Raw genomic sequence first — 2,027 nt, forward strand, 5'->3', positions numbered from 1 at the left:
CCATTTTCATCGCTTTTATTGAAAATATTACTAGATTTACTCTTGGAGATTGGCGCGAAATCGTTAAAATGGTTGAGCCATCCCAATCAGCAATTACCAAAAAAGCATGGGAACTGTACAAGGAAGCTTTTGAGCGACATAAAAACCGCATCCTGGCTATGTCTTTTGTTGAACAGAGAAAGCTAAAACAACAGGGCAGTACCAATGTGGCAACGGGAGCTACGACAATAGAAGCTCTTGGGCAGTTGGAGAATAGTATATTCTCCGAACCAAAACCACACCAAAAGTCATCTAAGTTCAAAAAGAATTTAGGCGATAATTATTTTCGGCTGAAGTACAAATCACAATGGCTTGAATCTTTAACTTACTGTTCAATGCTAACAGGTGATTTTTTGAACATAAATGCTGGACTATTCCATGTGGAAATTAAAGATGTATATGTAAATATCTGTATTGAGGTCAGAGAACTTCCTGGGATCAAATCCAAACTAACAGAGATTTGTGATGCCGCAGAGATTGAATATGCCTTTACTCAAGGGTTTGGCAAACTTGCTAAGGTCATGTTCCGGTTAAGTTGATTCCCAATGTTAGGTCAGAATTAACTTGATAATTTTCTAAATATTCATTTGCCTCCTTTGATGCCAACATCCTACCATCTGGGTGTAAGTTGAAATCAACCCCTGGCTTGAAACCTCCAAGAAAATAGTTTTTGAGTCATGCTTGTCGATACATCCTTTACGGCTTGTTGATAACTTTCCTTGCCTACGTATTCTTGCAAGAACCAAACAAAATTTGCATATTCTACTTGCACAAGAGCTTCTTTGAGGATTATTGTCTCATCCTTTAATTGTGCTAGGGTTAGGATTTTTTGAATTTCTTGCAGATTCTGACAAGAAATCGCTTCTATCAACTGCTGTTTTAGGAGTTCATTTTGCGAATTCATTTATCTCAATGCTCAACGGCACTTCAGTGCGTTAACTATTCTACAGTAACTACTTAAATTACGTTGAGACAAATTCGTGTTATCGAGTTAAGGCTTACCCACTTTAGCCTTGCAACAAAGCCGTGTTGATATAGGTTGTAAGCTCCCAGCGCTACTTCTAAGCTTAATGCTCTTTGAGTGCAAGCTTTACACCCTCAATGACATTAATTTGGCATAGCGGCAAATAAAAAGTCACTGTACACCGGAAAATAAAATCGCTTCTTCTTGTTTCCAAGATTTTCTCACGGACAAAGCTCTCGTCACCACGGCTGCCCCTTCGTGAATACCGTTGCTGCTTGGGGCTTACTAAGAACAATCCTTTGCTGTTGGTTTTCATTGTAGCTTTGGTTTGTGTCACAGTTGAGCAACTCAAGCGATAGTATACCTAATGTCAACAGCAAAGTACAAAATAAAAAAGATTAGTTTTTGCTATTAACTCGGAAATGGACACGAATTTTTAACTTTAACCAATGACATCTCTGTAATTAACACCGCTTAGAACTTAACCGAACCGTATTGCTTAACTAACCTGCAACCTGCTATACATCTGCTATACATAATCTGCTTGCTAAGATTTCTCTCACAACCAAGGTGAAAAGAAAGAAAATCTTCGGGCTAGAGTTGCTGAACCGTTCTTTGTAACAGCACATATTCTTCACCGCAACAACACGTATTTCTCACCGCAACTAACAGCATGAATGACTTTTTTTTTGGTTTTAGTTATTGCTGGTTAACTTTTTTCAAAATACATATACAATAAGTGAATAGATTAAGTTTACAAAAATTTACAATGTAGAAAAATGAAATATTAAACACTTCCTTACATCAAGGAATTAACCATCAAGTACAAAATGTAAGATTGACATCCTGAGGTAAGCCATTGGCTACAAAAATTACCTTTGCGGCGAATTAGCCTTTCACGTCATTTTTGCATAAGACCTGATATCTACCAATTGGTCAAGCCATTTTGGTAAGTATTGTCATCACCTAGTAAAGGAATTAAAGTGAAACAAATAACTAGACGAGAAGCCCTGAAGCTAGGAGC

The 2,027-nt window shown here is 37.4% G+C and carries 1 protein-coding gene and 1 pseudogene; one reads left to right on the forward strand and one right to left on the reverse strand.

All coding sequences use genetic code 11. The features are described from left to right. Positions 1–578 (forward strand): annotated as a pseudogene (locus H6G97_RS50445) (DEAD/DEAH box helicase); the annotation flags it as partial. A 95-nt stretch (positions 579–673) separates the two neighbouring features. On the opposite strand, the gene H6G97_RS50450 reads toward H6G97_RS50445, so the two are convergent. Then, complete coding sequence (locus H6G97_RS50450; RefSeq protein WP_190947695.1) at positions 674–943, reverse strand: hypothetical protein; 270 nt, start codon at positions 941–943, stop codon at positions 674–676. Positions 944–2,027: the final 1,084 nt, after the last annotated feature.

The organism is Nostoc flagelliforme FACHB-838 (genome assembly GCF_014698065.1).
Taxonomy (GTDB): Bacteria; Cyanobacteriota; Cyanobacteriia; order Cyanobacteriales; family Nostocaceae; genus Nostoc; species Nostoc flagelliforme_B.